This window comes from Trinickia soli, from assembly GCF_002879855.1.
Classification (GTDB): domain Bacteria; phylum Pseudomonadota; class Gammaproteobacteria; order Burkholderiales; family Burkholderiaceae; genus Trinickia; species Trinickia soli.
Genome location: NZ_PNYB01000037.1, coordinates 12,571 through 39,312, shown reverse-complemented (window position 1 = coordinate 39,312; position 26,742 = coordinate 12,571). Strand labels below are relative to the sequence as shown.

Here is a 26,742-nt window from a genome sequence, read left to right as displayed (position 1 = left end):
ATGTCCCGCCTTGCCCGGGCGCTCCCGCTGCACTACCGTTGTCGCCCCCGCGTCCGCCGCCGAACGCGCCGCCGTTGTTGGCCCCGTTGTTGCCGTCGCCGCTGGCCGAACTGCCATCGCTGGTGCCGCCAACTCCACTGGTAGTCGCTTCATCGGCGGGGCCGTCGCACGCCGAGCTACCGGCGGCGTCGCGACACGGCAAGTTGACCGACGCGCCCGGCACGTTCGCATTTGCATCGGCATTTGCATCGGCATCGGCATCGGCATCGGGCGAGGGCGAGGGCGAGGGCGAGGGCGAGGGCGAGGGCGAGGGCGAGAGCGACGCCGTTCCCAACGGCGCCGCAGCCTGAAGCCGCGTTCGCTGCGGTGAACCCGATTCGCTGGAGTAGGCGGCGCCGGCTTGTACGGCGGCGCTCGACTCGATCAGCCAGTGGCCCATCAGGTCGACAAACGATCCAGCATGAGCCCCGCTCGCGAGTAGAGCGACTGCTGCGCCAGCCGTTGCTTTGAGGACGCCCCTGAATAGATAGGAGTCCTTATTAATTTGTGTGGTCTTCATCGCGATCTTCCCCGCTTGGAACGACGCTCGAATGTCGTCGTACTCCTTTCGCCCCAAGGGCGAACATGGCTACCGAGGCATGGTCGAGGCGCGTATCACATGGCGTCTGAGATTCGTTTGTGCGAAAGCCCACACGCCAGCGGTCGCGATACCGCCTCGCCGTTTGCTGCCCAGGGCGCGTCGATCACGCGGCCATGCGTGTGCGTTATTGCGACATTCGTGCCATCGCGTGCTGCACGGCGCCGCATATGGTTCGATGCCGGCGCAAAGGCATCGACAAGCAGGAATGCCGCCAAAAGCGTTTCAACGATGAAACGCGGCGCAGACACGTCAATGAGCGGTGCCGAACACAGGCGCGGGAGAAACAAAAGAAGGGGGATCGAGCGCGCGCGTCTTTCAAGCGCCTTGCGCTTCGCGTTGCAATGCGCGCAGCTCGCTGACGGGGATATGGCAGCGAATGCGATGACCTCCGCCGGCGTCGGCGAAGGCCGGGTCGCGCTCCTCGCAAACAGCGCCGAGCTTGCGCGGGCACCGCGTGTGGAATACGCAGCCCGAGGGCGGTGCGGCCGCACTTGGCGGATCGCCGACGAGCCTGATGCGCGTCTTCGACAGATCGTTAGGACTGCCGAACGTCGGCATCGCCGATAGCAGAGCTTCGGTGTAGGGATGATTAGGACCGTCGAAGACGGCGCGAGCGGGCCCGATTTCGAGCAGCCTACCCACATAGAGCACCGCGATGCGATCGGCGACGTAGCGAACCACATGCAGATCGTGCGAAATGAAAACGTAGCTGACACCGCGTTCGCGCTGCAAATCGGCGAGCAGATTCAAAATGGCCGCTTGCACGGATACGTCGAGCGCCGAAGTGGGCTCGTCGCAGACGACGACGCGAGGGTCGCCGGCAAACGCCCGCGCAATCGCGACACGCTGTTTCAGGCCGCCCGACAATTGCCGCGTGCGCGAATCGAGGTAGCGCGTCGGCAGTCGCACGGCTTGCGCGAGCGTGGCGAGGCGTGCGCGGTGAGCGCGTCCGCGCAGCGCGCCGAGCTTGGACAGGGCGCGACCAATGAGCCGCTTGACCGAATGCGCGCGATTAAGCGCCGAATCGGGGTTCTGAAACACGATCTGCAGCGACTTGACCTGCTCATCGTCGCGGCTCGCAACGTGCGCGGGCAGCGGCCTCCCGTCGAGTTCGAGCGTGCCGCCCGCGTCGGGCGCGACGAGGCCGACGAGCAGCTTCGCAAGCGTCGTCTTGCCGCTGCCCGATTCGCCGACAAGGCCGAGCGTTTCTCCGGCGACAAGATCAAGCGAGACGTCGTCGACAGCGCGCAACGGCACACCCGATGCATCGAACGTCTTCGACAGATGCGCAGCATGCAGGGCAAGCGGAGCATGGGCGGCCCTCTCTACCTTGGGCTGTTGCCCCGGCGCAGGCTGCCCGCCGACATGCGGCAACGTTGCTGCCTGCTCGTAGTAATGGCAGCGCGACATCTGCGCGCCATGCTCGCCATGGAATCGATACGGCGGCGGCGCATCGCGCCTGCAGCGGTCGTCGGCCAACCGGCAGCGCGGCGCGAACGCGCAGCCCGCGATGACGGCGCCCGGCGGCGGCAAGCTGCCCGCGATCGTATCGAGTGGCATGCCGTCTTTGCTTCGGCTTCGACCGGGCAGGCAACGCAAAAGACCGACGGTATAGGGATGGCGCGGCGCGCCGAACACATCTTCGGTCGCCCCTTCTTCGACGAGACGGCCCGCATACAGCACGCCCACGCGGCTGCACATGCGGCCGATTACGGCCAGGTTGTGGCTGATGAAGAGCACTGCGGTGCCATATTCGGCGCGCAGCTTCGCGACGAGGTCGAGCACCTCGGCTTCGACCGTCGCGTCCAGGCCCGTGGTTGGCTCGTCGAGAATCAATAGCGCGGGTTTCGACGCCAACGCCATCGCAATGACGACGCGCTGCTGCATGCCGCCCGACAACTGGTGCGGGTAGCAGCTCATGACGCGCTCGGGCGCCGCGATGCGCACATGGCGCAGCATCTCGAGCGCACGCGCGAGCGCCTCGGTGCGGGTCGCGCCTGCGAGTTCGAACGCCTCCGACACTTGGCGCGCGATCGTCAGCGACGGATTCAGCGCGCGGGCCGGGTCCTGATAAACCATCGACACCGTTTGCGCGCGCATCGTACGAAGCTTATCGGCGGAAAGCGAGGCGATGTCGCGTCCCGTGATCGAAATGCGGCCCGAAGTGACTTTGCCGTTGCGCGGCAGATAGGCGAGCGCCGTCAGCGCCACGGTCGATTTGCCGCAACCCGATTCGCCGACAAGCCCATATGCCTCGCCGCGCCGGACGCGGAATGTCACGTCATGCAGCACCTCCCGGTCGCGACCGCGCACCCGATAAGCGACGCTCAAACCGACGACGGCGAGCGCATCGTCATCGCCGGCCGCGGTGGGTTCGAAGGCGGGATAGCTGCAGCGCGATGCAGTCATCGATCGAGCACTCCCTGCACGCTGTCGGCAATCAGATTGACGCCGACGACGAGCGTGGCGATCGCCCCCGCGTCGAACACGACGGTCCACCATGCGCCGCCCGTCATCAGCGCATACGATTCGGACAAGGCCAAGCCCCAGTCGGCCGAAGGCGGCTGGATACCGAAACCCAGGAACGAAAGCGTCGCGACGGCAAAGATCGCATAGCCAAGGCGAACCGTCGCTTCGACGATGACCGGCGGCAGCACATTCGGCAATATTTCGACGAACATGATGTATGGCGCACGTTCGCCGCGCAGCTGTGCTGCATCGACATAGTCGAGATGGCGCTCGGAAATGACGGCCGCCCGCACCGTGCGTGCCGTAATCGGCATGAACGTCAAACCGATCACGAGCACGACGGTCGCGTTCGACGCGCCGAGTGCGGCGAGCGCTGCCAGCGCAAGCACGACGAGCGGCAATGCGAGCAGCGCATCGATCAGTCGTCCTAACGAATTGTCGAGCCACCCGCCGAAGTACCCGACGGTGAGTCCTAACGTCGTACCGCTGACGGTGCCGACGAGCGTGGCGAGCGGAGCGATGGTCAGAATGTCGCGGGCGCCGACGATCACGCGCGAGAACACGTCGCGGCCGAGCTGATCGGTGCCGAACCAATGTGCGTGGCCGGGCGGCGCGAGCGAGTTCAGCGGGTCGGACGCATAGGGATCGAGCGGCACGATCAACGGCCCGAACAGTGCACAGACGACCCAAAACAAAAGAATCGTGCAGCCGATCACGAAACTCGGCGAACGGGCGAGGGCACGCAATGCTTCAAAGCGCGGCGCGTGCGGTGTGCGATCGCCGGACGCCGATCCTTCTTGCGTCTCTATTGCGCCGTTCAAGGCGTGCCTCCCAGGCGCAGGCGCGGGTCGAGCGTCACGATCAACGCATCGGCGACGAGGTTCGCGACCATGTAGACGACGCCGACGACGAGCACGCCGGCTTCGAGCATCGGAAAGTCCTTCGCCATGGCCGCGTTGTAGATCAAGGAGCCGATGCCCTCGTAGTGAAACAGCGTCTCGACGACGACGAGTCCGCCCACGATATAGCCGAGCTGCGTGGCCGCTACCGTGATCGTCGGCATCAGCGCGTTGGGCAGCACGTGGCGAATGAGCACGACGCGCCCCGGCAACCCTTTCAGCACGGCTGTGCGCGTGTAGTCCGCGTCGATCGCTTCGACGGTGCCGGCTCGCGCCATTCTCGCGATATAGCCGAACAACACGAATACGAGCGGCATCGCGGGCAGGATCAGATGGCGCAGCGCAGTCAGCGCGCTCGCATCGTCGGGATAGCCCGCTTCGCTGGGCAGCCAGCGCAGCCAGATGGCGAACACGAGAATCAGTGTGATCGACGAAACGAACTCGGGTACGACCGTCGCCGACAACCCGACGATCATGAGCACTCGATCGAGCCATCGCCCCTCATGCAACGCGGCCCAGACGCCGGCCGCAATCGCGAGCGGCACGACAATGACGAAAGCCAGCGCACCGAGCTTGGCCGAATTGAGCAGCGCGTGGCCGACGAAGGGCGCCACCGGCGAACGATAGGCATACGACTGTCCCATGTCGCCGCGCACGAGATGGCCGATCCACTGAGCGTATTGGACCAGCACGGGGCGATCCGCGCCGAGCTGATGATCGAGCGCGGCTACGGCTCTGGCGTCGGCGAGTGGGCCCAGAATGGCGCGACCGATGTCGCCGGGCAACAACTGACCGAGCGCGAACACGATCATCGACAGCAGCCACAGCGTGACCAGCGACAACGCGAGCCGACCCGCGAGAAAGCGGACGACGCGCTCGGCGCTGCCACGGACGCGGCGTCGGCGAAACGAAAATGCAGTATCGGACATCGTGGGCGGGGGAGACTGTCGTCGATTCCTTAGGAGAACTTACGGTTGCCCGGCACGCCCGGGCGTGCCTGCGGCCCGGGTCACGCGGTCAATTGCGCGCGATCGAAATACAGCTGCGAAATGGCGGTGAAGCGAACGCCCGTCAGGTTCTTGCGCGTGGCGATGAGTTGATCGAAGAAGTACGGAATGATCATCGGCGTTTCATCGAGCAGCAGCCGTTCGATCTCGCCGGCAATCTGCTTTTGCGAAGCGACGTCGATCGCACCGACGAACCGAGCGACGAGCTTGTCATATTGCGCGTTATGAAAATGCGCCGCATTCCAGGCGCCGCTGCCGACGAGCGGGGCATTCAAGAACAGATTGGGCACCCCTCGATGACCGTAATCGGTGATGCCGAGCGGCGCGTCGAGCCAGTCGGAACTGCCAAAGGTGCCTTTGCCGTAATACTGGCTTTGGCTTTCGACCTTCAACGTGAGCGTCACGCCGATTGCCTTTGCCGCGTTCTGCATGACGACAGCCAGGTCGGGGATCTCCATGAATTTCTCGGTGGTCAGGGTTGCGGCGAATCCGTTGGGGTGCCCCGCTTGCGCCAGCAATTTCTTTGCCATGGCGATGTCGACGTGGCGCTGCGGCACGGACGGGTTGGTCGACGGAAAAATCGGCGCGAACGGACTGTCGTTGCCGACCACGGCTCTGCCCTTGAACAGGCCGCGCACGAGCACTTCGCGGTCGACGGCCAGCGCGAGCGCCTGGCGCACGCGCTTGTCAGTGAACGGCGCAGTATCGCAACGCATGTGAATCTGACGATGCGCGCTCGATCTGACGCCCTGTACGACAAATTCCGGATTGTTGAAGATACCGAGGCCGCCCTGGACGGTGAGGTCGCCCATGACGTCGGCTTGCCGTCCTTGCAACGCGAGAATCTGTGCCTGGCTGTCGGCATAGAAAACGAATTGCACGCGTGCGGGCAGCGCCTTCTCGCCCCAATAGTCAGGATTCCTAACGAATGACGCACCGCGTTTGGCCTCGTATCGTTCGAGCTTGAACGGGCCTGTGCCGATGAAGCTCGCTTCGTAGTCGCCTTTGAAGTCGGCCGGCAGGATCACCGCATTGTAATTGTCCGATGAGACGTAGTAGGGGAAATTGCCGTTCGGCGCATCGAGATGAAACGCGACCGTATGCTCGTCGACGACGCGCGCGCCGCCCTTCGACAGCACGCCCTTGAAGACCGATAGGGCGGCTGACCCGCTCGCGGGATCGGCGAGCCGATCGAAGGTGGCAGCGACGTCTTTGGCGCTGAGCGGCTTGCCGTCGTGAAACCTGACGTTGGGTCGCAGTTTGAAGGTCCAGACATCGCCCTTCTCGTTCGACTGCCACGCGAGCGCCAAAGCGCTTTTCAATCCGGAGGCATCGCCAGGATCGTCGATCAGGAATTCGCCCGTCTGCGCGACGAGTGCAAGCCCTGCGGCATCGGCGACGGACAGCGGATCGACACGTCCCGCCGGCGTCAGGTGCGCGACGCGGATGGTCGCGTTCGAAGAGGCGTGACTGCCCGCTTGAGCCCGCGCGCGTTGCGGCACGGCAAGGCCGCCTGCGGCAAGAACGACGCTCGAATACCCGAGCACGCTCGCGTAGCGCAGCAGCTCGCGGCGGGAAATGCGGTGCGCGAGGAATTCGTCGATGGCGTGATTGCCGGGTTCGCCGGCATCGCGGCGGGCGGCGGCCAGAGCTTGGCTGAGCGCTTGGGGTTTCTTCATCGATGGGGTTCCGGTTCGTGTGGGAGGCGCGCTCGTGGAGGAGCATCGCGGCGTTGACGATCGGTACGGCGGCGACGAATACGGTTGCAGTGTAACGAAAAAAACCCGTCGGGCGTGCGGCACCCCCGACGGGCTCGATCATGGCTGCCAGCGCCCACGCACGCTCCGGCGTTCGCGGGCGGGCGAGGCGTTACTTGCCTTTCGTATTGATGATGGCATCCGAAACGTTCGCGGGTGTCTCCGAATAGTGCTTGAACTCCATCGTGTAGGTCGCGCGGCCTTGCGTGAGCGAGCGCAGCGACGTGGAATAGCCGAACATCTCGGCGAGCGGCACCTCGGCGCGAATGACCTTGCCGCCGCCGCCCGCGATGTCGTCCATGCCTTGCACGATGCCGCGCCGGCCCGAGAGATCGCCCATGACGTTACCCATGAAGTCCTCGGGCGTTTCGACCTCGACGGCCATCATCGGCTCGAGCAGCACCGGCTTCGCGCGTCGCATGCCGTCCTTGAACGCCATCGAACCGGCCATGCGGAACGCGTTTTCGTTCGAGTCGACGTCGTGGTACGAACCGAACGTCAGTGTCACCTTCACATCGACGACGGGATAGCCGGCCAGCACGCCGCTCTTGAGCGTTTCCTGAATGCCCTTGTCGACGGCCGGAATGTACTCGCGCGGCACGACGCCGCCCTTGATCGCATCGACGAATTCGTAGCCTTTGCCCGGCGGCTGCGGTTCCAGCTTGATGACGACGTGGCCGTACTGGCCGCGGCCGCCCGATTGCTTGACGAATTTGCCTTCGACATCCTCGGCGGCCGTGCGCACGGTCTCGCGGTACGCCACTTGCGGCTTGCCCACCGTCGCTTCGACGCCGAACTCGCGTTTCATCCGGTCGACGAGAATTTCGAGGTGCAGCTCGCCCATGCCCGAGATGATCGTCTGCCCCGATTCTTCGTCGGTCTGCACGCGGAACGACGGATCTTCCTGCGCGAGGCGATTCAATGCGATGCCCATTTTTTCCTGGTCGGCCTTCGTCTTGGGCTCGACCGCCTGCGAGATCACGGGCTCGGGGAAGATCATGCGCTCGAGGATGATCGGGTTGGCCGGATCGCAGAGCGTGTCGCCCGTCGTCGCCTCTTTCAGGCCGACGGCGGCGGCGATGTCGCCCGCATAGACCTCTTTGATCTCCTTGCGGTCGTTCGCGTGCATCTGCAGGATCCGCCCGACGCGCTCCTTCTTGCTCTTCGTCGAATTGAGGACCGTGTCGCCCGAATTGACGATGCCCGAATAGACGCGGAAAAAGATCAGCTGGCCGACGAACGGGTCGGTCATGATCTTGAATGCCAGCGCCGAGAAAGGCTCTTCGTCGCTCGGATGACGTTCGGATTCGTTGTCATCCTCGTCGTGGCCCAGAATCGCAGGAACGTCGATGGGCGAGGGCAGATAGTCGATGACGGCATCGAGCATGGCTTGCACGCCCTTGTTTTTGAACGCGCTGCCGCACAGCATCGGCACGATTTCATTGGCGATCGTACGTTTGCGCAGGCCGCCCTTGATTTCCGCTTCCGAGAGCGACGTGTGATCCTCGAGGTACTTTTCGAGCAGCTCCTCGCTGGCTTCGGCGGCGGCTTCGACCATCTTTCCACGCCATTCTTCCGCGGTGGCTCGCAGGTTGTCGGGGATCTCCCGATACTCGAACTTCACGCCCTGGCTTTCCTCGTCCCAGATGATCGCTTTCATCTTGACGAGATCGATGACGCCTTGGAAATTGTCCTCGGCGCCGACGGGAATCTGAATCGGCACGGCGACGCCTTTCAATCGTTCGCCGATCTGCCGCTGGACGCGAAAGAAATCGGCACCGACGCGATCCATTTTGTTGACGAATGCGATGCGCGGCACCTTGTACTTGTTGGCCTGACGCCATACCGTCTCGGACTGCGGCTGCACACCGCCGACGGAGTCGTAGACCATGCAGGCGCCGTCGAGCACGCGCATCGAGCGTTCGACTTCGATCGTGAAGTCGACGTGGCCCGGCGTGTCGATGATGTTGATCCGGTGCTCGGGATAGTTGCCGGCCATGCCCTTCCAGAACGCAGTGGTCGCGGCCGAGGTGATCGTGATGCCGCGCTCCTGCTCCTGCTCCATCCAGTCCATCACAGCTGCGCCCTCGTGAACCTCGCCGATCTTATGGCTGACGCCGGTGTAGAACAGGATGCGTTCGGTGGTCGTTGTTTTGCCGGCATCGATGTGAGCGCTGATGCCGATGTTTCGATAGCGCTCGATGGGAGTCTTGCGGGGCACGTCGATCTCCTTGGGATTTGGGCGCCGCGAACCGCCGGGGATGGCCTGGAACGCGTTCGCGGCACGTACGGTGTTGCAGACTTACAAGCATAGCGCCTGCCCAAGGCTTTTGCAGGGTCACCGACGAGGGGTCGGGCGCGACGCCCGGGCCTTGCCGCAAGGGAGCGACCGTAACCGACGCGGGCCGGCCGCACCCGGCGCCGCAATGGAAAGTGAGAAGAAGCGGCGCGGCGGTTACTGCGCGCGCGGCAGGCCCTCGATCTTCATGCCGGGCTTGATGCCTTTCGCGGCGAACCAGCCTTTGCTCATCTCGAGTGCATAGACGCCGTTGTTGCGCGGGCAATGATTGTTGGTGGTCTCGGCCTGCATCTCGTCGATGTCGGTGACCGTGCCGTCGGCGCGCATGAACGCGATCGACAGCGGGATCAGCGTGTTCTTCATCCAAAAGCAATGAACGGCATTTTCGCCGAAGACGAACAGCATGCCTTCGTTCGGCGCAAGCTGCGTGCGATACATGAGCCCTTGCTCGCGATCCGCGTCGTTGGCTGCGACGGCGGCGTCGATCACGAACATGCCGGCTGTCAGCTTCACGTGCGGGAATGCCTCGGGCGGCTTGGCGCCCGCCGGCATGGATTGGGCGAACACGGGCCCCGGCACGAACTGTGCGGCGACGAGCGCGCAAGCGGGCAAGGCAAGGCGAAGCGCAAGGCGCGCCATCCACGAGCGAAACGAAAATCGCACGACACCACTCCTTTTCGACGACGAGAACCCGCGCATGTTACGCGAGTCGGCGCGGACGATGCAAAGTGCCTGCGCACAAAGAGAAAAAGGCAGGCGCCTTGCGGTCGCCTGCCTTCAACGCCGTAAAGAACGGCAGTACTGCTGGTTCTTGACTGCGTTGTTACAACAAACTTACTCCGAAGCGCCCGAAGCGGCAGCAGCCTTGGCCGCCTTGGCAGCCTTCTTGGGGTGCTTCTTGGCGTGCTTCTTCATGTGCTTGGCGGGAGCCGAAGCAGCGGCCGGAGCAGCAGCCGAAGCGGCTTCCGGAGCCGAACCTTGGGCGAAAGCAGCCGTTGCAAACAGGCCAGCGACCAGAGCGGCGATCAGTTTGTTCATGTGTGAATCCTCAGCTTTAGTTAATTAACCAAATGACCCGGTCAATGAGTCATGTCGTTAAACGCGCCATCCACCTTTCGGTTGACAGCCGCATCGAACAAATTGCCGATGTGTCTGCCAGCGCTCCGGTCGACGTTCCGCGCTGTAAAACAGCACGGCTGGCGGGGGCCGAAGGCGAATGCCGGATAGCTTTGTGCGGCATCTGCGTCGGATAACGCGCGACCCGCGCTGTTGGTTGACGCGATTTTTTTTACGGCAGGCCTTCCCACGGGGAACGTGGCGGCAATTCGCGCCATTGGCCTGGGGGAAGCCCGAGCGCCATCAAATCCAGCGCGCCGATCCCGGCGCGCACGAGACGAAGCGTCGGGAAGCCGACGGCCGCGGTCATGCGCCGCACCTGCCGGTTTTTGCCTTCGGTGATGTCGAGTTCGATCCAGGTCGTCGGAATCGCCGCGCGGTAGCGAATCGGCGGGACCCGCGGCCACAGCGTTGCCGGCTCGTCGATGACGCGCACGTGACACGGTCGCGTCACGTAATCGCCAAGATCGACGCCCGCCGCAAGCCTGGCGAGCGCCGCCTCGTCGGGCAGGCCCTCGACTTGCGCCCAATAACGTTTGGCGAGCTTGTGACGCGGCTCGGCGATGCGCGCTTGCAGTGCGCCGTCATCGGTCAGCAGCAGCAGCCCTTCGCTGTCGGCGTCGAGACGCCCTGCCGGATAGACGCCCGGAACGTCGACCCAATCGCCGAGCGAGGTGCGCGTCTCATGCGCCGAAAATTGACAGATCGTGCCGAACGGTTTGTTGAGTGCGATGAGACGCATGTCTCCCCCGGCCTCTATGGCAAATGGCGGAATCTTAATGCATAATACGGAACGCCCAAGTCTTTTGTCTTATATAAGACCCAAGACTGACCGCCTCGCTTGTCTTCCATCTTTGCTTGCGCCGGCCCCCGCCATGATGGCGGCGCCAGCCATTCGACGTGGGCTAGAATAGCCATCCAGCCGCACAGGCGCGGCCGCATCGAGCGCCGAACCGAAGATTGGGCAGGTGCTGCGCGTCAGCGCTCGGGAGACAAACGTCCGGATGCGCCTTACCGCACATCATTGCTTTCCACCCGCACAGCCAACACTGGAGTCGATCATGCCGTATCAGCACATCAAGGTTCCGACGGGCGGTGACAAGATCACCGTCAACGCGGACTTTTCGCTCAACGTTTCCGACCAGCCGATCATTCCCTACATCGAAGGTGACGGCACGGGTTTTGACATCACGCCGGTGATGATCAAGGTGGTCGACGCGGCAGTCGCGAAGGCGTACGGCGGCAAGCGCAAGATCCACTGGATGGAAATCTACGCGGGCGAGAAGGCGACCAAGGTGTACGGCCCCGACGTATGGCTGCCCGACGAAACGCTGCAGGTGCTCAAGGAGTACGTCGTTTCGATCAAGGGCCCGCTGACGACGCCGGTCGGCGGCGGTATCCGCTCGCTGAACGTCGCGCTGCGTCAAGAGTTGGACCTGTATGTCTGCCTGCGCCCGGTGCAGTACTTCAAGGGTGTGCCTTCGCCGGTGCGCGAGCCCGAAAAGACGAACATGGTGATCTTCCGTGAGAACTCGGAAGACATCTACGCCGGTATCGAATGGGCGGCCGAATCGGAGCAGGCCAAGAAGGTCATCAAGTTCCTGCGCGAGGAAATGGGCGTCAAGAAGATTCGTTTCCCCGAAACTTCGGGCATCGGCGTGAAGCCCGTGTCGCGCGAAGGCACGGAACGCCTCGTGCGCAAGGCGATCCAGTACGCGATCGACAACGATCGCCGCTCGGTCACGCTCGTGCATAAGGGCAACATCATGAAGTACACGGAAGGCGCGTTCCGCGATGCCGGCTATGCGCTTGCGCAGAAGGAATTCGGCGCGGAACTGATCGACGGCGGCCCGTGGATGAAGTTCAAGAACCCGAAGACGGGCAACGAGATCGTCGTGAAGGACGTGATCGCCGACGCATTCCTGCAGCAGATTCTGTTGCGTCCTGCCGAATACGACGTCATCGCCACGCTGAACCTGAACGGCGATTACATTTCCGACGCGCTGGCTGCGCAAGTCGGCGGCATCGGCATCGCTCCGGGCGCGAACATGTCCGATTCCGTGGCGATGTTCGAAGCCACCCACGGCACGGCGCCGAAATACGCGGGTAAGGACTATGTGAACCCGGGTTCGGAAATCCTCTCGGCTGAAATGATGTTGCGCCACATGGGCTGGACGGAAGCGGCCGACGTGATCATCTCGTCGATGGAGAAGTCGATTCTGCAAAAACGCGTCACGTACGACTTCGCCCGCTTGATGGAAGGCGCGACCCAGGTGTCGTGTTCGGGCTTCGGTCAGGTGATGATCGAAAATATGTAAGCAGCCGATACTGCAGCCCCCGAAACATAGTGGCAAAAAACCCCGGTTGGCACAGCGTGCCGGCCGGGGTTTTGCTTTGGTATGCCGCGCGCATAGAGCGACCTTTTATTCTTCCCGATATTGCTCCGCATGAACGATTCGATTTACATTCGCGCTTTTGAATCCAGCGACTTGCCTGAAACCGCTCGATTGTTCGATTTATATCGACAATTTTACGAGCAGCGCCCCAACTTGATGCATGCCGAGCAGTTCCTTCGTGCGCGAACTGAAAATGGCGAATCGGTCGTGCTCGTCGCCGATGAGGGGCAGGGTGTGCTCGCCGGTTTTTGCCAGCTTTACCCGTCGTTTTGCTCGGTGGAGGCGGGTCCGATCTATGTGCTGTACGACTTGTTCGTCGAGCCGCGCGCTCGGCGGCGCGGCGTAGCGAAGTGCTTGCTCGCGGCGGCGCACACGCGGGCGCGCGCCGACGGCAAGGTGCGAATGGATTTGACGACGGCCAGGACGAATCTGCAGGCGCAAGCGCTCTATGAGTCGATGGGATAGCGCCGCGACGAGGTGTTCCTTACGTACACACTGGACGTCGGCCGTTAATGCCGCAGCAGGTGTGCACCACCCGCTCTTAAAAAAAACCCGGCCGGAGCCGGGCTTTCATAGGCGCTGCAGTCGAATCAGTTTTAAGCTGCCGACTGAATGTTCGATGCCTGCTTGCCCTTCGGTCCTTGGACGACCTCAAAGCTCACCTTCTGACCTTCCTTGAGCGTTTTGAAACCGTTCATCTGGATGGCCGAGAAGTGCGCAAACAGATCCTCGCCGCCTTCATCGGGCGTGATGAATCCGAAGCCTTTCGCGTCATTGAACCATTTGACCGTACCAGTTGCCATACCAACTTCCCCTGTAACTCATGTCCTACCACGAGCATGCTCGAAAAGCCCGACAGCCGCTTCGATAGCGGCCGCCCCCTCCGCACTAGCTCACCTCGGCATTTTTTTTTCCGTACTTCCACTTCTTGCGGCTAGCTGAAAAAAAGTGCCAGCTTGATTGTTGGATCTCTTTAAGCAGGTGTCAAGTGAATTTTGAGATGGAGGACTGAGCGTTGCCTCGAGCGTGGGTTTTCAGGGTTTCTCCGGCTTCTCATTTGTGCGCTAGCGCAAGCGGCGGCTCTTGAAAAGTCGCATAATCGACGCAGATAGATCCGGTGCAGCTGTTGTGGGTTGCGGCATCGGCCGGGTGTGTGGGGCGTCGGGAAGGTCGGCACGCTATGTGCGATACTCGAAGCGCTTGCCTGGTTTTTGCGTCGCAACGGCAGGGAGCTGCGGCGATGTGAAGCGGCGATGCGAAGCGGCGGCGCGATGGCGCGCACGATGCGGGACGCGGTGTCTGATCGGCGTGCGCGACTCAACGCGGGTCGTCGGTTGGCGGCGGCCCGGTCCACCAACCTGTCGGTCGGGGTTTTGGCAGGATTGCGAGCCCGTCCGAGTTGTTTAGAATGGGTGTATGGCGATTATCCCGGACAAGCAGGATGGCACCGTACTGGAGCGGCAGGAAAAAGCGCTGAAACCGCCGTCCATGTATAAGGTTGTCCTGCTGAATGACGATTTCACGCCAATGGAATTTGTCGTGATGATCGTGCAAGAGTATTTCAATAAAGATAGAGAGACCGCTACGCAGATCATGCTGAAAGTGCATCGCGAAGGGCGGGGGGTATGTGGGGTCTATACGCGGGATATCGCGTCGACCAAGGTCGAGCAAGTTGTTACCCACGCACGGCAGGCAGGGCATCCGCTGCAGTGCGTGATGGAGGAAGCATGATTGCCCAGGAACTGGAAGTCAGCCTGCACATGGCGTTCATGGAAGCACGCCAGGCGCGGCATGAGTTCATCACGGTCGAGCATCTGTTGCTGGCGTTGCTGGACAATCCAACGGCCGCCGAAGTGTTGCGCGCGTGCGCGGCCAACATCGAGGATTTGCGCCAAAACCTGCGCAATTTCATCCACGACAACACACCGACGGTGCCCGGCACCGACGACGTCGACACGCAGCCCACGCTCGGTTTCCAGCGCGTGATTCAGCGCGCGATCATGCATGTGCAGTCGACGTCGAACGGCAAGAAGGAAGTGACGGGGGCGAACGTGCTCGTCGCGATCTTCGGCGAGAAGGATTCGCATGCCGTCTACTACCTGCAGCAGCAGGGCGTGACGCGGCTCGATGTCGTCAACTTCATTTCGCATGGCATCGCGAAGACGAACAGCAGCGATGCGGCCAAGACGGGCGACGCCAATGCCGAAGCGGAGGACGCCGCTTCGCAGAAGGAAACGCCGCTCGCGCAGTTCACGCAGAACCTCAATCAGATGGCGAAGGACGGCCGCATCGATCCGCTGATCGGCCGCGAGTCGGAGGTCGAGCGCGTCGTGCAGGTGCTGTGCCGGCGTCGCAAGAACAATCCGCTGCTCGTCGGCGAGGCAGGCGTGGGCAAGACGGCGATCGCCGAAGGCCTCGCCTGGCGCATTACGCGCGGCGAAGTGCCCGATATTCTCGCCGATGCGCAGGTCTATTCGCTCGACATGGGGGCGCTGTTGGCCGGCACGAAGTACCGCGGCGATTTCGAGCAGCGCCTGAAGACCGTGCTCAAGGAGCTCAAAGAGCGCCCGCACGCGATTTTGTTCATCGATGAAATTCACACGCTGATCGGTGCGGGCGCCGCATCGGGCGGTACGCTGGACGCCTCCAATCTGCTGAAGCCGGCGCTGTCCTCGGGTACGCTCAAGTGCATCGGCGCGACGACATTCACCGAATATCGCGGCATCTTCGAAAAGGACGCGGCGCTGTCGCGGCGCTTCCAGAAGATCGACGTGACCGAGCCGACCGTGGAGCAGACGGTCGCGATTCTGCGCGGGCTCAAGTCGCGCTTCGAAGAGCATCACGGCGTCAAATATTCGTCGGGCGCGCTGTCGGCGGCGGCCGAGTTGTCGGCTCGCTTCATTACCGATCGTCATCTGCCTGACAAAGCGATCGACGTGATCGACGAAGCGGGCGCGGCGCAGCGCATCCTGCCGAAGTCCAAGCAGAAGAAGACGATCGGCAAGGGTGAGATCGAGGAAATCATCTCCAAGATCGCACGTGTGCCGGCGCAAAGCGTCTCGCAAGACGATCGCAGCAAACTGCAGACGCTCGATCGCGATCTGAAATCGGTCGTGTTCGGCCAGGATCCAGCCATCGACGCGCTTTCGGCCGCCATCAAGATGGCGCGTGCCGGGCTCGGAAAAACCGACAAACCGATCGGCGCGTTCCTGTTCTCGGGGCCGACCGGCGTCGGCAAGACCGAAGTCGCACGGCAGCTTGCGTTCACGCTCGGCATCGAACTGATTCGTTTCGATATGTCGGAGTACATGGAACGGCATGCCGTCAGCCGATTGATCGGGGCGCCGCCGGGCTATGTCGGTTTCGACCAGGGCGGGTTGCTGACCGAGGCGGTGACGAAGAAGCCGCATTGCGTATTGCTGCTCGACGAAATCGAGAAGGCGCACCCGGACATCTTCAATGTGCTGCTGCAGGTCATGGACCACGGCACGCTGACGGACAACAACGGTCGCAAGGCCGATTTCCGCAACGTCATCATCATCATGACGACCAACGCGGGCGCGGAATCGATGCAAAAGGGCACGATCGGCTTTACGTCGCGTCGCGAAACGGGCGACGAAATGGCCGACATCAAGCGGATGTTCACGCCCGAGTTCCGTAACCGGCTCGACGCGGTCATCAGCTTCCGCTCGCTCGATGAAGAAATCATCATGCGCGTGGTCGACAAGTTCCTCATGCAGCTTGAAGACCAGCTGCACGAGAAGAAGGTCGATGCGCTCTTCACCGATGCACTGCGCAAGCACCTCGCGAAGCATGGCTTCGATCCGCTGATGGGCGCACGGCCGATGCAGCGCTTGATTCAAGACACGATACGCCGCGCATTGGCCGACGAGTTGTTGTTCGGCAAGCTCATGAGCGGCGGGCGAGTCACGGTCGATGTCGACGAAAACGACAAGGTGCAACTGACGTTCGACGAGAACGCTGCACCGCGCAATGCGAGCCCGGAGGCGGTCGAGGTCGAATAGTCCGGTAGGTCCGGCGAATCGGGGTTCGCCTGAAGAAACGGCGCTTCGTCATCCGAAGCGCCGTTTTTATTTTGAGTACCGCTCGGGCCGGTGCGGAGGGGGCGTCACGCTATTTATCCGTCGGCGCGATCGCTATTCATTCATCGCCGCAACGTCTCAACGATTCAGCCCATCAGCGGTCGGTCGCCTCAATGCTTGCCGGTGCTGCCGAAGCCGCTGGCGCCGCGCTCGCTCGGCGCGAATTCGTCGACGATATTGAACTTCGCCTGCACGACGGGCACGATGACGAGTTGCGCCAGCCGCTCCATCGGATTCAACGCGAACGTCGTTTCGCCGCGGTTCCAGGTCGAAATCATCAGTTCGCCCTGGTAGTCCGAATCGATCAAGCCGACGAGATTGCCCAGGACGATGCCGTGTTTGTGGCCGAGGCCCGATCGCGGCAGGATCAGCGCCGCGTAGCCCGGATCGCCAACATGAATGGCCAGCCCCGTTGGCACGAGCACGGTTTGACCCGGCTCGAGCGTCATCGGTGCGTCGATGCAGGCGCGCAAATCCAGACCGGCACTGCCGGGCGTCGCGTATGCAGGGAGGTAGTCGCGCATGCGCGCGTCGAGGATCTTCAGGTCGAGGTTCATGGTTGGCGTATCAGGCAGGCGTATCAAGCAGGCGTATCAAGCAGGCGTATCAAGCGTGAGGCGGGGGCCGGTCAGGCCGGGAATGGGTGGTCCGCCGCCACTACGAAATCAGGGTCGCGTCGGGCAGCCGCCTCGCGATCTCGGCAATCAGCACACTCGCGAGTGCGTTCTTATCAGCGCGAGGCAAGCGCGTAGCGCCCGTGGCGTCGAACAGGACGACTTCGTTTTCGTCACGACCGAACGTGGCGGGTCCGAGATTGCCGATGATAAGCGGGACGTTTTTCTTGATGCGCTTTTGTTCGCCGTTCGTTTCGAGATCGCCGCTCTCGGCTGCAAAGCCGACGCAGTACGGCGCATTAGGCAGCTTCGCAACCGTGGCGAGGATGTCGGGGTTTTCGACGAACGACAGCGCCGGGACTGCTTGCGTCGCCGTCTTTTTGATCTTGTGCTCGCTCGCGTGAGCGACGCGCCAATCGGCCACGGCTGCGACCGAGATGAACACGTCCGAATCCGCGGCCGACTGCATCACGGCGTCATGCATCTGCTGCGCCGTTTCGACGTCCTGGCGCTCGACGCCCCATGGCGTCGGCAGCGCGACAGGGCCGGCGATCAACTGCACATCGGCGCCCGCGTGCTGAGCCGCGCGCGCGAGTGCAAATCCCATCTTTCCGCTCGATCGGTTCGTGATGCCGCGCACGGGGTCGATCGGCTCATACGTGGGCCCCGCGGTGACGAGCACGCGCCGGCCCGCGAGCAACTTCGGCTGGAAGAACGAGACAATCGCCTCGAACGCATCCTCCGGTTCGATCATGCGGCCCTCGCCGACTTCGCCACACGCCTGTGAGCCCGCATCGGGACCGAGGATGACGACGCCATCGGCGCGCAACTGTGCAACGTTGCGCTGCGTTGCCGGATTGGCCCACATCTGACGGTTCATCGCAGGCACGACGAGCAGCGGACACTCGCGGGCAAGGCACAAGATGGAGAGCAGATCGTCGGCGCGGCCGTGGGCGAGCTTGGCAAGGAAATCGGCCGACGCGGGGGCGATGACAATCGCATGGGCAGTGCGCGACAAGTCGATATGCGGCATGTTGTTGTCGATGCGCGCGTCCCACTGGCTCGTGAAGACAGGGCGCCCCGACAATGCCTGCATCGTGACGGGCGTGATGAACTGCGTGGCCGCGTCCGTCATCGCGACCTGCACCGTCGCACCCGCCTTGGTCATCAATCGCGTCAGTTCGGCGATCTTGTAGCAGGCGATGCCGCCCGTCATGCCGAGCAGCAGGTGCTTGCCTTCGAGTTCCGCAGTTGCCAAGGTTGCCTCCGAAACGCTGTCGTTCAACGCGTGCCGCGCACGCGCCGCAACTCGTCGAGCACGAGCAGCATGGCGCCGATCACGATCGCACTGTCTGCCAGGTTGAATGCCGGCCAGTGCCAGTTGCCCACATGAAAATCGAGAAAGTCGATGACGCGACCGTGCACGATCCGGTCGATGACATTGCCGAGCGCGCCACCCATGATGAGCGAGAGCGCCGTGCAAAAGAGCCGCTGATTGCCGTGGCGCTTGAGCAAGGAGACGATCACGCACGCCGCGACCACGCCGAGGCCCGTGAACGCCCAGCGCTGCCAACCGCTCGCTGACGAAAGGAAGCTGAACGCCGCCCCGCGATTGAAGATCAGCAGGAAGTTGAAGAACGGCGTGACGACATAGGGCGTGGCGTAGCTGAACACCCGCGTCACGGCGATCTTCGTGAGCTGATCGAACAGGATCACAATCAGCGAGATACCGAGCCACGGCGCGAGTGAAGCGCCGCTCGCCTGCATCGAACGCGATCTGGCCATTATGCTGCGCTCCTTTGCTCGCCGGCGCCGAACAGGTTGCTGAAGCAGCGTCCGCAGAGCGTCGGATGCCCGGCATGCGCGCCGACGTCGGCACGGTAATGCCAGCAACGCTCGCACTTCAGATACTTCGACGCGACGACTTCGACACCTTCTTCCGCTTCGGAATCGACCTTGACGACCGTGGCGTCCGACGTGATGAGGACGAACTTGAGGTCGTCGTTCAGACTCGCAAGCGCGTCGTAGGCGGCGCCCGTCGCGCGGATCGTGACTTCGGCTTGCAGCGACGAGCCGATCTGATCAGCAGCGCGCGCTTCCTCCAACGCCTTCGTGACATTGCTGCGCACCGCGCGCAGCAATGTCCACTTCGACCGTAGCGCCTCGGCGCCCGGTACTTCCGGATAAACGTAGTACGTTTCGGTGAAGATCGTGTCGCTCCCGGGCTGGAACACCTTCCACGCTTCTTCCGCCGTGAAGGAGAGGAACGGCGCCATCACGCGCAGCAGAGCCTGCGCGATGTGATAGAGCACCGTCTGCGCCGAGCGTCGCGCCTTCGAATCGGCCGCGCTCGTGTAGAGGCGATCCTTGAGCACATCGAGATAGAAACCACCCAGGTCTTCGGAGCAGAACGTCTGCAGCTTCGCGACGACGGGGTGGAACTCGAACTTCTCGTAGTGCGACAGGATGTCCTTTTGCAATTCGTCGGCGAGCGCCACGGCGTAGCGATCGATTTCGAGCCATGCGGAGACGGGCTGCGCATGCTCGGCGAAGGTGAAGTCCGACAGATTTGCGAGCAGGAAGCGCAGCGTGTTGCGGATCCGGCGATAGCTCTCTGTGACGCGTTTCAGAATTTCTTCGGAGATGGCCAGCTCGCCCGAATAATCGGTCGAAGCGATCCACAGGCGAATGATTTCGGCGCCGAGCCGGTTCGCCACTTCATGCGGATCGATCCCGTTGCCGAGCGATTTGCTCATCTTGCGGCCTTCGCCGTCGACCGTGAAGCCGTGCGTCAGCAGCGCGCGGTAGGGTGCGCGGCCGTCGAGCATCGAGGCCGTCAACAGCGACGAATGGAACCAGCCGCGGTGTTGATCGGAGCCTTCGAGGTAAAGGTCGGCCGGAAATTGCGAGACCGCTTTGTGCGAACCGCGCAGCACGTGCCAATGCGTCGTGCCCGAATCGAACCAGACATCGAGCGTGTCGCGATTCTTTTCATAGAGGTTCGCGTCGTCGCCGATCAGCTCGCGCGGATCGAGCGCTTGCCACGCTTCGATGCCGCCTCGCTCGACGCGCTGCGCGACGGCTTCGAGCAACTCGAGCGTGCGCGGATGCAGTTCGCCCGTTTCCTTGTGGACGAAGAACGCCATCGGCACGCCCCACTGGCGCTGGCGCGAGAGCGTCCAATCGGGGCGGTTCGCGATCATGCTGTACAGGCGCTGTTTGCCCCACGACGGGTAGAACGCCGTGGCTTCGACGCCGGCGAGCGCCGTCTCGCGCAACGTGGCGGCGCCGTCCTTCGGCGTCAGATCCATGCCCGCGAACCATTGCGAGGTGGCGCGATAGATGATCGGCGTCTTGTGGCGCCAGCAATGCATATAGCTGTGCGGATACTTCTCCGTGTGCAGCAGCGTGCCGGACGCCGTCAACGCTTCGACGACCTTCGGGTTCGCAGCCCAGATCGACAAGCCGCCGAAGAGCGGGAGCGATTCGATGTAGCGGCCGTCGCCCATCACCGGGTTGATGATGTCCGAATCGGCCATGCCGTGTGCTTTGCAGGACACAAAATCTTCCACGCCGTAAGCCGGCGACGAGTGCACCACGCCCGTGCCCGAATCGATCGTGACGTAATCGCCGAGGTAGACGGGCGACGTGCGCTTGTAGCCCGGATGAGCCGACGCGAGCGGGTGATGAAAGCGCAGATTGACGAGCTTCGCGCCGGGTGCCGTGGCGATGACGTTACCCTGCAGGCCGAACTGCTCCAGGCTTGCCTGCACGCGCTCCTGTGCGAGCACGAGCAGTCCGCGGCCCGTGTCGACGAGCGCGTAGTCGAGCTCGGGATGAACGTTGAGCGCCTGGTTCGCCGGGATCGTCCAAGGCGTCGTGGTCCAGATCACGATGCCGCCTTCCGCTCGCGGCAGCGAGGCGAGGCCGAATGCGTGCGCCGTTTTTTCCGGCTCGGCGAACGGGAACAGGACGCTGATCGACGGGTCGACACGGTCCTTGTACTCGACCTCGGCCTCGGCAAGCGCGGAGCCGCAGTCGAAACACCAGTTCACCGGCTTGAGGCCGCGAAAGACATAGCCTTTTTCGAGGATCTTCGCGAGTGCGCGGATTTCGCCGGCTTCATTCTCGAAGTTCATCGTCTTGTACGGATTGCCCCAATCGCCGAGCACGCCGAGCCGCTTGAAGCCTGCCTTTTGCGTCTCGATCTGCTCGCTCGCATAGGCGCGCGCCTTTTGCTGGACCTGCGCCGCGGGCAGCGATTTGCCGAATTGCTTCTCGATCTGGATCTCGATCGGCATGCCGTGGCAGTCCCAGCCCGGCACGTACGGCGCATCGAAGCCCGCCATGTTGCGCGACTTGACGATGATGTCCTTCAGAATCTTGTTGACGGCGTGCCCGAGGTGAATGTCGCCGTTCGCATACGGCGGACCGTCGTGCAGAACGAACAGCGGCCGGCCTTTGCTGGCGGCGCGGATCTTTTCGTAGATCTGGTTTTCCTGCCACGCCTTGACCCATTGCGGTTCGCGCTTGGGCAAATCGCCGCGCATGGGGAACGGCGTATCGAGCAGGTTGACCGGATACTTGGCCTGGGACTTCGAATCGGCTTTCTTGTCGCTCATGGTGCTATCGCTGAAATCGGTGGGCGCCCGAGCCGTGGGCGCGTCGGTATTGAGTAGGGGTGACCGCACGGACCGTCGCGCTGGGCCGTGGCCGTGCGCCGGTTCGGCGGCTAGCGAATTCGGTCGGTCGCCGACGTGGAAAATCCTGTTGCACTGCTGCCCGGGGCGCTTTCGCTGAAGGCCTGCACAGCGGCTTGCGCACCTGCGGACGCGGCGAAATACGCGCGCGCCTCGGTGACATCGCGCGCGATCGCGGCCGTCAGCGTTTCGAGATCGGCGTACTTTTGCTCGTCACGCAGCTTTTTCAGAAATTCGACGCGCACGAGTTTGCCATAGGCATCGCCGTGCCAGTCGAGCAGATGGACTTCGAGCAGCACGCGTCCCGAGTCATCGACGGTCGGCCGCAGGCCCAGGCTCGCGACGCCGGGCAGCGGCGCTTCGCCGATCCCATGGACGCGGACGATGAAGATGCCCGACAACGCGGGGCGCTTGTGGGCGATCGGCAGATTCAGCGTGGGAAAGCCGAGGTCGCGACCGAGCTTGAGCCCGTGTACCACGTGTCCGCTGATGGCATAGGGGCGACCGAGCGCCGCGCGGGCGGCGTCGAGGTCGCCGGCGACGAGCGAGGCGCGCACGGCCGAACTCGAAATGCGCGCGCCGCTCGGGTCGGCGACGGTCGGCATCTGCTCGACTTCGAACCCGTACTGCTCGCTGGCGGCCTTCAGCGAGGTGAAATCGCCGGCCCGCTTCGTACCGTAGCGGAAATCGTCGCCGATCAGGATCCAGCGCGCGTGCAGGCCGTCGACGAGGATGCGCTTGACGAACGCGTCCGGCGTCTGGCTCGCGAAGGTGTGGTTGAAATGCTCGACCACGACGCGATCGACGCCGTTCGTGCGCAGCGCTTCGAGCTTGTCGCGCAGCATGGCGATACGCGGCGGCGCGCCTGCCGGATTGAAGAATTCGCGCGGGTGCGGCTCGAAGGTCATGACGCACACGGGCAGGCCGCGCGCGCGCGCCGCCTCGCTCACGCGGGCGAGCAGCGCCTGGTGGCCGCGGTGGACACCGTCGAAGTTGCCGATCGTCAGCGCGCAGGGCGCGCGACTTTCGGCGTTGGGAAGACCGCGGAAGACTCTCACGATAGCCGTAGGGGGTGGCAGCGCAGCGCCGCGCAGCCGATCATCGATGAACGGGCGACAATTGTCGCAAAGCAGAAGATTATAAACGCTCGCCGGCCGGCTCGGCGCTCGCGCGGCTTCGAGCGAGGCCCGGGTGATAAAATCGCCGGATGAAAAATATCGTGATTTTGATTTCCGGGCGCGGCAGCAACATGGAAGCGATCGTACGCGCCTGTGCCGCGGAGCGCTGGCCGGCGCGCATTGCGGCCGTCGTGTCGAACCGGGCCGACGCCCCCGGGCTCGCGTTTGCGGCGTCGCAAGGCATCGCCACCGCCGTCGTGGAACATGGCGGGTACGCGGATCGCGAGGCGTTCGACGCGGCCCTGGCTCAGACCGTGGATCGCTTTTCGCCCGATCTCGTCGTGCTCGCCGGTTTCATGCGCGTGCTGACTTCGGGCTTCGTCGAGCGCTACTCCGGCCGCATGCTGAACGTCCATCCGTCGCTGCTGCCGAGCTTTCCGGGGCTGCGCACGCATGAGCGGGCGCTCGAAGCCGGCGTCGTGCTGCACGGCGCGACGGTGCATTTCGTCACGTCCCAACTCGATCACGGTCCGATCGTCGTGCAGGGCGCGATCCCGGTCACGGCCGCCGACGATGCGCGCTCGCTCGCGCAGCGCCTGCTCGCCGTCGAGCATGTCATTTATCCGCGCGCGGTGCGCTGGTTCGTCGAAGATCGTTTGACGCTCTCGGGCTTGCGCGTCGTCGTGACGCCGCCCGAACCGCAATGGTATTTCTCCGACACGCTAGAGGCGGCCGTATGAAAAACACAAAAAACACCAAAAACACGAGAAAGAAAGAAAAGGGCGCGTCCGGTTCCCCGCGCGCCGGCGGCAAGCGCGATTCGGCGCTGCATGGTTTTCTGATCGGCCAGACCGAAACGTTGCTCGCCGACGTCCTCAAATTCGCCGGCCCGGCCGACGCCACCACGAGCCGCTTCTTCCGCGCCCATCCGAAGCTCGGCCATGCCGAGCGCGGCGTCATCGCCGAGGCCGTGTTCGCGGTGCTGCGCCGACGCATGGAGTTCGCTCATCTGGCCGAAAGCGGCAGTGGCAACCCGACGCGGCGGCTTGCGCTGCTCGGCCTCATGCAGACGGCCGGTCGCGCCGCTTTGACGCCGTTCGTGTCGGAAGCCGAAAGCGCCTGGCTCGAGCACGTTGCGAAGATCGATCCGGCCAGCCTGCCCCTTCGGGTGCGCACGAACCTGCCCGACTGGATCGTCGAGGCGCTCGCGAAGCGGTTCGACGCCGACGAACTGGCTCAGCTGGCCGCGGCGCTCAATTATCCGGCGCCGCTCGATCTGCGCGTCAATCCCATCAAGGCCAATCGCGAGCAGGTACTCGATGCTTTGCAGGCGTCCGGCATCGAAGCCGGCGCGACGCCATTCGCGCCGCTCGGCGTGCGCGTCGTTGGCAAGCCGGCGCTCACCAAGCTCAAGGCATTCGAGGACGGCTGGATCGAAGTGCAGGACGAGGGCAGTCAGCTGCTGTGCGCGCTGGTCGCGCCGCGCCGCGGCGAGATGGTGGTCGATTTCTGCGCCGGCGCGGGCGGAAAGACGCTCGCGCTCGGGGCGGCGATGCGTTCGACGGGGCGGCTCTATGCGTTCGACGTGTCCGACCGGCGTCTGGCCAAGCTCAAGCCGCGCCTCGCCCGCAGCGGCTTGTCGAACGTCCACCCGGTGCTGATCGACAGCGAGCATGACGCAAAGATCAAGCGGCTTGCCGGCAAGATCGATCGCGTTCTCGTCGACGCGCCCTGCAGCGGCCTGGGCACGCTGCGCCGCAATCCCGACCTGAAATGGCGCCAAAGCCCTGCCTCGGTGGAGGAACTTGCGCCGAAGCAGGCGTCGATCCTCGCGAGCGCCGCGCGTCTCGTGAAGACGGGCGGGCGGCTCGTGTATGCGACCTGCAGCGTGCTCGAAGCGGAAAACGAGGCGATCGTCTCGCAGTTTCTCGCCGATCATCCCGATTTCGCGCTCGTGCCCGCGGGCCAGGCGCTGGCCGAGCAGAGGATCGAGCTCGAAATGGGCGATTACCTGTCGCTGTGGCCGCACCGGCATGCGACGGACGGCTTTTTCGCCGCCGTGCTCGAGCGCCGCTGAACCTTCATTCGGAGGCTGCCCGAGCGGCCCGTCTTCGTTCGAGATGACACAGAATCGCATCCTCTCCCATATGCTGGCCGGCATCGCGCGCGATTACGGCCAGCCCGTCATGATCTGGCAGGCGTCGACGCTGCTCGGCACGTTGCTCGTGGCCTGGCTGCTCGCGCGGCTCGTGCGGCACGGGCTCGATTCGTACCGGCGTGCGCGGCAGGAAACGGCGCGTTTCGGTGCGGAAAGCCTGCACAAAGCGCTGTTCCCGCTGCTCGGCGGCGTGCTCGTTTTGATCGAGCAGACCGTGCTCGACGACTACATGTCGACGTCGCTGCTCGAGCTGGCGCTCGTCCCGCTGTTGGGCATAGCGCTGATCTACATCGTCTTCTTCATTGCGCGCCGTGTCTTTGGGCGCACCGGGCATGCGCATGCGTGGCTGTCCATCGCCGAGAAGATCGTGTCGGTGGTGGTCTGGATCGGCATGGGCATCACCGTGCTCGGTATCCAGGACGAAGTGCTGCGTTGGATGGCGTCGGTCCGCTTTCGCGTCGGTACCGCGCACATGACGCTGCTCTCGTTCACGACAGGGCTGATGTGGGTTTGTGCGACCGTCATCTTTGCGTTGTGGCTCGGGTCGGTGTTCGAGGACCGCATCATGCGCGCGAGTTCGGTGGATGCCAATCTGCGCGTGGTGCTGTCGCGAATCGGGCGGGCGCTGTTGCTGCTTGCCGCCGTGCTCGTCAGTTTTTCATTGGTCGGCATCGACATCACCGTGCTCGGCGTGTTCGGCGGCGCGCTCGGCGTCGGCCTTGGTTTGAGCCTGCAGAAGATCGCCAGCAATTACGTGTCGGGGTTCATCATCCTGATCGACCGGTCGCTGCGGATCGGCGACACGATCAACGTCGCAGGGCTGCAGGGCATGGTGACGGAGATCCGCACGCGCTATACGACCGTGCGCGGGCTCGACGGCATCGAAACGCTGATTCCGAACGAAAAGCTCGTGACGGACGTCGTCCAGAACCATTCCTCTTATCTGACGCGCGGCTATGCGAAGACCGCCGTGCAAATCGCCTACAGCGCCGAGGTCGAGCAAGCGATGACCTTGCTCGCAGAGGCCGCTCGCGGTGTCGAGCGCGTCCTCGAAGATCCGGCGCCGACGGCCTATCTGGCCGGCTTCGGCGCCGACGGCATCAATCTCGAGCTGGGCTTTTGGATCGAAGAGGCGGCAAAAGGCACGGCCGCGGTCCGTTCCACCGTGAACCGCAATATCTGGCGGCTCTTCCAGGAGCACGGCATTTCCATTCCCTATGCGCGGCGCGACATCCATCTGATCGGCGGCTTGCCGGGCGTATTGGGCGGCGCCGTGGAGATCGGCCAGGATCCGACGCTCGGCGCGGGGCAGCCCGACGCCGGCGTTTCGGGCACGGGATTGGCTCGCGATATCTCAGCATGAATGGCAGCCCCTGCGGCGATAGGCCGCAGGAGGCTGCCAACCCTGTCACGCCGTAAAAATGCGCTGCCAACGCGCTGTCGTTTCGCTGCTGCGTCGCAAAAAT

Annotated in this window: 21 protein-coding genes and 1 pseudogene; 7 read left to right on the top strand and 15 right to left on the bottom strand. The window is 63.5% G+C overall.

The window, feature by feature from the left end:
• The 9 genes and pseudogenes from C0Z19_RS28370 to C0Z19_RS26300 all read right to left on the bottom strand — a co-directional run.
• Positions 1-559: pseudogene (locus C0Z19_RS28370) on the bottom strand (hypothetical protein); the annotation flags it as partial.
• A 396-nt stretch (positions 560-955) separates the two neighbouring features.
• A complete protein-coding gene (locus C0Z19_RS26335) occupies positions 956-3,049 on the bottom strand; it encodes an ABC transporter ATP-binding protein (protein WP_102612780.1) in 2,094 nt (697 codons plus the stop codon).
• A complete protein-coding gene (locus C0Z19_RS26330; protein ID WP_233196291.1) occupies positions 3,046-3,930 on the bottom strand; it encodes an ABC transporter permease in 885 nt (294 codons plus the stop codon). The genes C0Z19_RS26335 and C0Z19_RS26330 overlap by 4 nt, the downstream gene beginning before the upstream one ends.
• Positions 3,927-4,937, bottom strand: coding sequence for an ABC transporter permease (locus C0Z19_RS26325; protein WP_102612779.1), 1,011 nt, complete (start codon positions 4,935-4,937; stop codon positions 3,927-3,929). Before C0Z19_RS26325 ends, C0Z19_RS26330 begins: the two co-directional genes overlap by 4 nt.
• Positions 4,938-5,017: 80 nt before the next feature.
• Positions 5,018-6,694: an ABC transporter substrate-binding protein gene (locus tag C0Z19_RS26320; protein ID WP_102612778.1), complete on the bottom strand. Its 1,677-nt coding sequence runs from the start codon at positions 6,692-6,694 to the stop codon at positions 5,018-5,020.
• 190 nt (positions 6,695-6,884) lie between these two features.
• Positions 6,885-8,993: an elongation factor G gene (fusA, locus tag C0Z19_RS26315; protein WP_102612777.1), complete on the bottom strand. Its 2,109-nt coding sequence runs from the start codon at positions 8,991-8,993 to the stop codon at positions 6,885-6,887.
• Between the two features lie 234 nt (positions 8,994-9,227).
• A complete protein-coding gene (locus C0Z19_RS26310) occupies positions 9,228-9,734 on the bottom strand; it encodes a DUF192 domain-containing protein (RefSeq protein ID WP_102612787.1) in 507 nt (168 codons plus the stop codon).
• A gap of 171 nt (positions 9,735-9,905) precedes the next feature.
• Positions 9,906-10,109, bottom strand: coding sequence for a hypothetical protein (locus C0Z19_RS26305; protein ID WP_102612776.1), 204 nt, complete (start codon positions 10,107-10,109; stop codon positions 9,906-9,908).
• A gap of 250 nt (positions 10,110-10,359) precedes the next feature.
• Positions 10,360-10,929 (bottom strand): pseudouridine synthase, encoded by a 570-nt coding sequence (locus C0Z19_RS26300; protein WP_102612775.1) that lies wholly within the window; start codon positions 10,927-10,929, stop codon positions 10,360-10,362.
• A 319-nt stretch (positions 10,930-11,248) separates the two neighbouring features.
• Between C0Z19_RS26300 and icd the strand changes: the two genes are divergently transcribed.
• On the top strand, positions 11,249-12,505 hold the full coding sequence (gene icd / locus C0Z19_RS26295; protein ID WP_102612774.1) for an NADP-dependent isocitrate dehydrogenase: 1,257 nt from the start codon (positions 11,249-11,251) through the stop codon (positions 12,503-12,505).
• Positions 12,506-12,634: 129 nt separating this feature from the next.
• Entirely contained in the window at positions 12,635-13,048 is a 414-nt protein-coding gene (locus C0Z19_RS26290) for a GNAT family N-acetyltransferase (protein ID WP_102612773.1), read from the top strand.
• A gap of 131 nt (positions 13,049-13,179) precedes the next feature.
• Here C0Z19_RS26290 and cspD read toward each other — a convergent pair whose 3' ends face one another.
• Complete coding sequence (gene cspD, locus C0Z19_RS26285; protein WP_007586257.1) at positions 13,180-13,386, bottom strand: cold shock domain-containing protein CspD; 207 nt, start codon at positions 13,384-13,386, stop codon at positions 13,180-13,182.
• Positions 13,387-13,999: 613 nt separating this feature from the next.
• On the opposite strand from cspD, the gene clpS reads away from it, so the two are divergent.
• A complete protein-coding gene (clpS, locus tag C0Z19_RS26280) occupies positions 14,000-14,314 on the top strand; it encodes an ATP-dependent Clp protease adapter ClpS (RefSeq protein ID WP_102612772.1) in 315 nt (104 codons plus the stop codon).
• Positions 14,311-16,608 (top strand): ATP-dependent Clp protease ATP-binding subunit ClpA, encoded by a 2,298-nt coding sequence (gene clpA / locus C0Z19_RS26275; RefSeq protein ID WP_102612771.1) that lies wholly within the window; start codon positions 14,311-14,313, stop codon positions 16,606-16,608. The genes clpS and clpA overlap by 4 nt, the downstream gene beginning before the upstream one ends.
• Before the next feature lie 188 nt (positions 16,609-16,796).
• Here clpA and dut read toward each other — a convergent pair whose 3' ends face one another.
• From dut to C0Z19_RS26250, 5 genes are all read right to left on the bottom strand, one after another.
• Positions 16,797-17,243, bottom strand: coding sequence for a dUTP diphosphatase (dut, locus tag C0Z19_RS26270; protein ID WP_102612770.1), 447 nt, complete (start codon positions 17,241-17,243; stop codon positions 16,797-16,799).
• 100 nt (positions 17,244-17,343) lie between these two features.
• A complete protein-coding gene (gene coaBC, locus C0Z19_RS26265; RefSeq protein WP_102612786.1) occupies positions 17,344-18,558 on the bottom strand; it encodes a bifunctional phosphopantothenoylcysteine decarboxylase/phosphopantothenate--cysteine ligase CoaBC in 1,215 nt (404 codons plus the stop codon).
• Positions 18,559-18,581: 23 nt separating this feature from the next.
• Entirely contained in the window at positions 18,582-19,085 is a 504-nt protein-coding gene (lspA, locus tag C0Z19_RS26260; RefSeq protein WP_102612769.1) for a signal peptidase II, read from the bottom strand.
• Positions 19,085-21,922, bottom strand: coding sequence for an isoleucine--tRNA ligase (ileS, locus tag C0Z19_RS26255; RefSeq protein WP_102612768.1), 2,838 nt, complete (start codon positions 21,920-21,922; stop codon positions 19,085-19,087). The genes lspA and ileS overlap by 1 nt, the downstream gene beginning before the upstream one ends.
• Positions 21,923-22,032: 110 nt before the next feature.
• Positions 22,033-23,058, bottom strand: a complete 1,026-nt coding sequence (locus C0Z19_RS26250) for a bifunctional riboflavin kinase/FAD synthetase (protein WP_102612784.1) — start codon at positions 23,056-23,058, stop codon at positions 22,033-22,035.
• 149 nt (positions 23,059-23,207) lie between these two features.
• On the opposite strand from C0Z19_RS26250, the gene purN reads away from it, so the two are divergent.
• Genes purN through C0Z19_RS26235 form a run of 3 tightly spaced genes read left to right on the top strand, consistent with a single transcriptional unit; the run spans position 23,208 to position 26,639 of the window.
• On the top strand, positions 23,208-23,858 hold the full coding sequence (gene purN / locus C0Z19_RS26245) for a phosphoribosylglycinamide formyltransferase (protein ID WP_102612785.1): 651 nt from the start codon (positions 23,208-23,210) through the stop codon (positions 23,856-23,858).
• The gene (locus C0Z19_RS26240) at positions 23,855-25,195 is read left to right on the top strand and encodes an RsmB/NOP family class I SAM-dependent RNA methyltransferase (protein WP_102612767.1); all 1,341 of its coding nucleotides are present in this window, start codon (positions 23,855-23,857) and stop codon (positions 25,193-25,195) included. The genes purN and C0Z19_RS26240 overlap by 4 nt, the downstream gene beginning before the upstream one ends.
• Before the next feature lie 43 nt (positions 25,196-25,238).
• Positions 25,239-26,639 (top strand): mechanosensitive ion channel family protein, encoded by a 1,401-nt coding sequence (locus C0Z19_RS26235; protein ID WP_102612766.1) that lies wholly within the window; start codon positions 25,239-25,241, stop codon positions 26,637-26,639.
• Positions 26,640-26,742 lie beyond the last annotated feature (103 nt).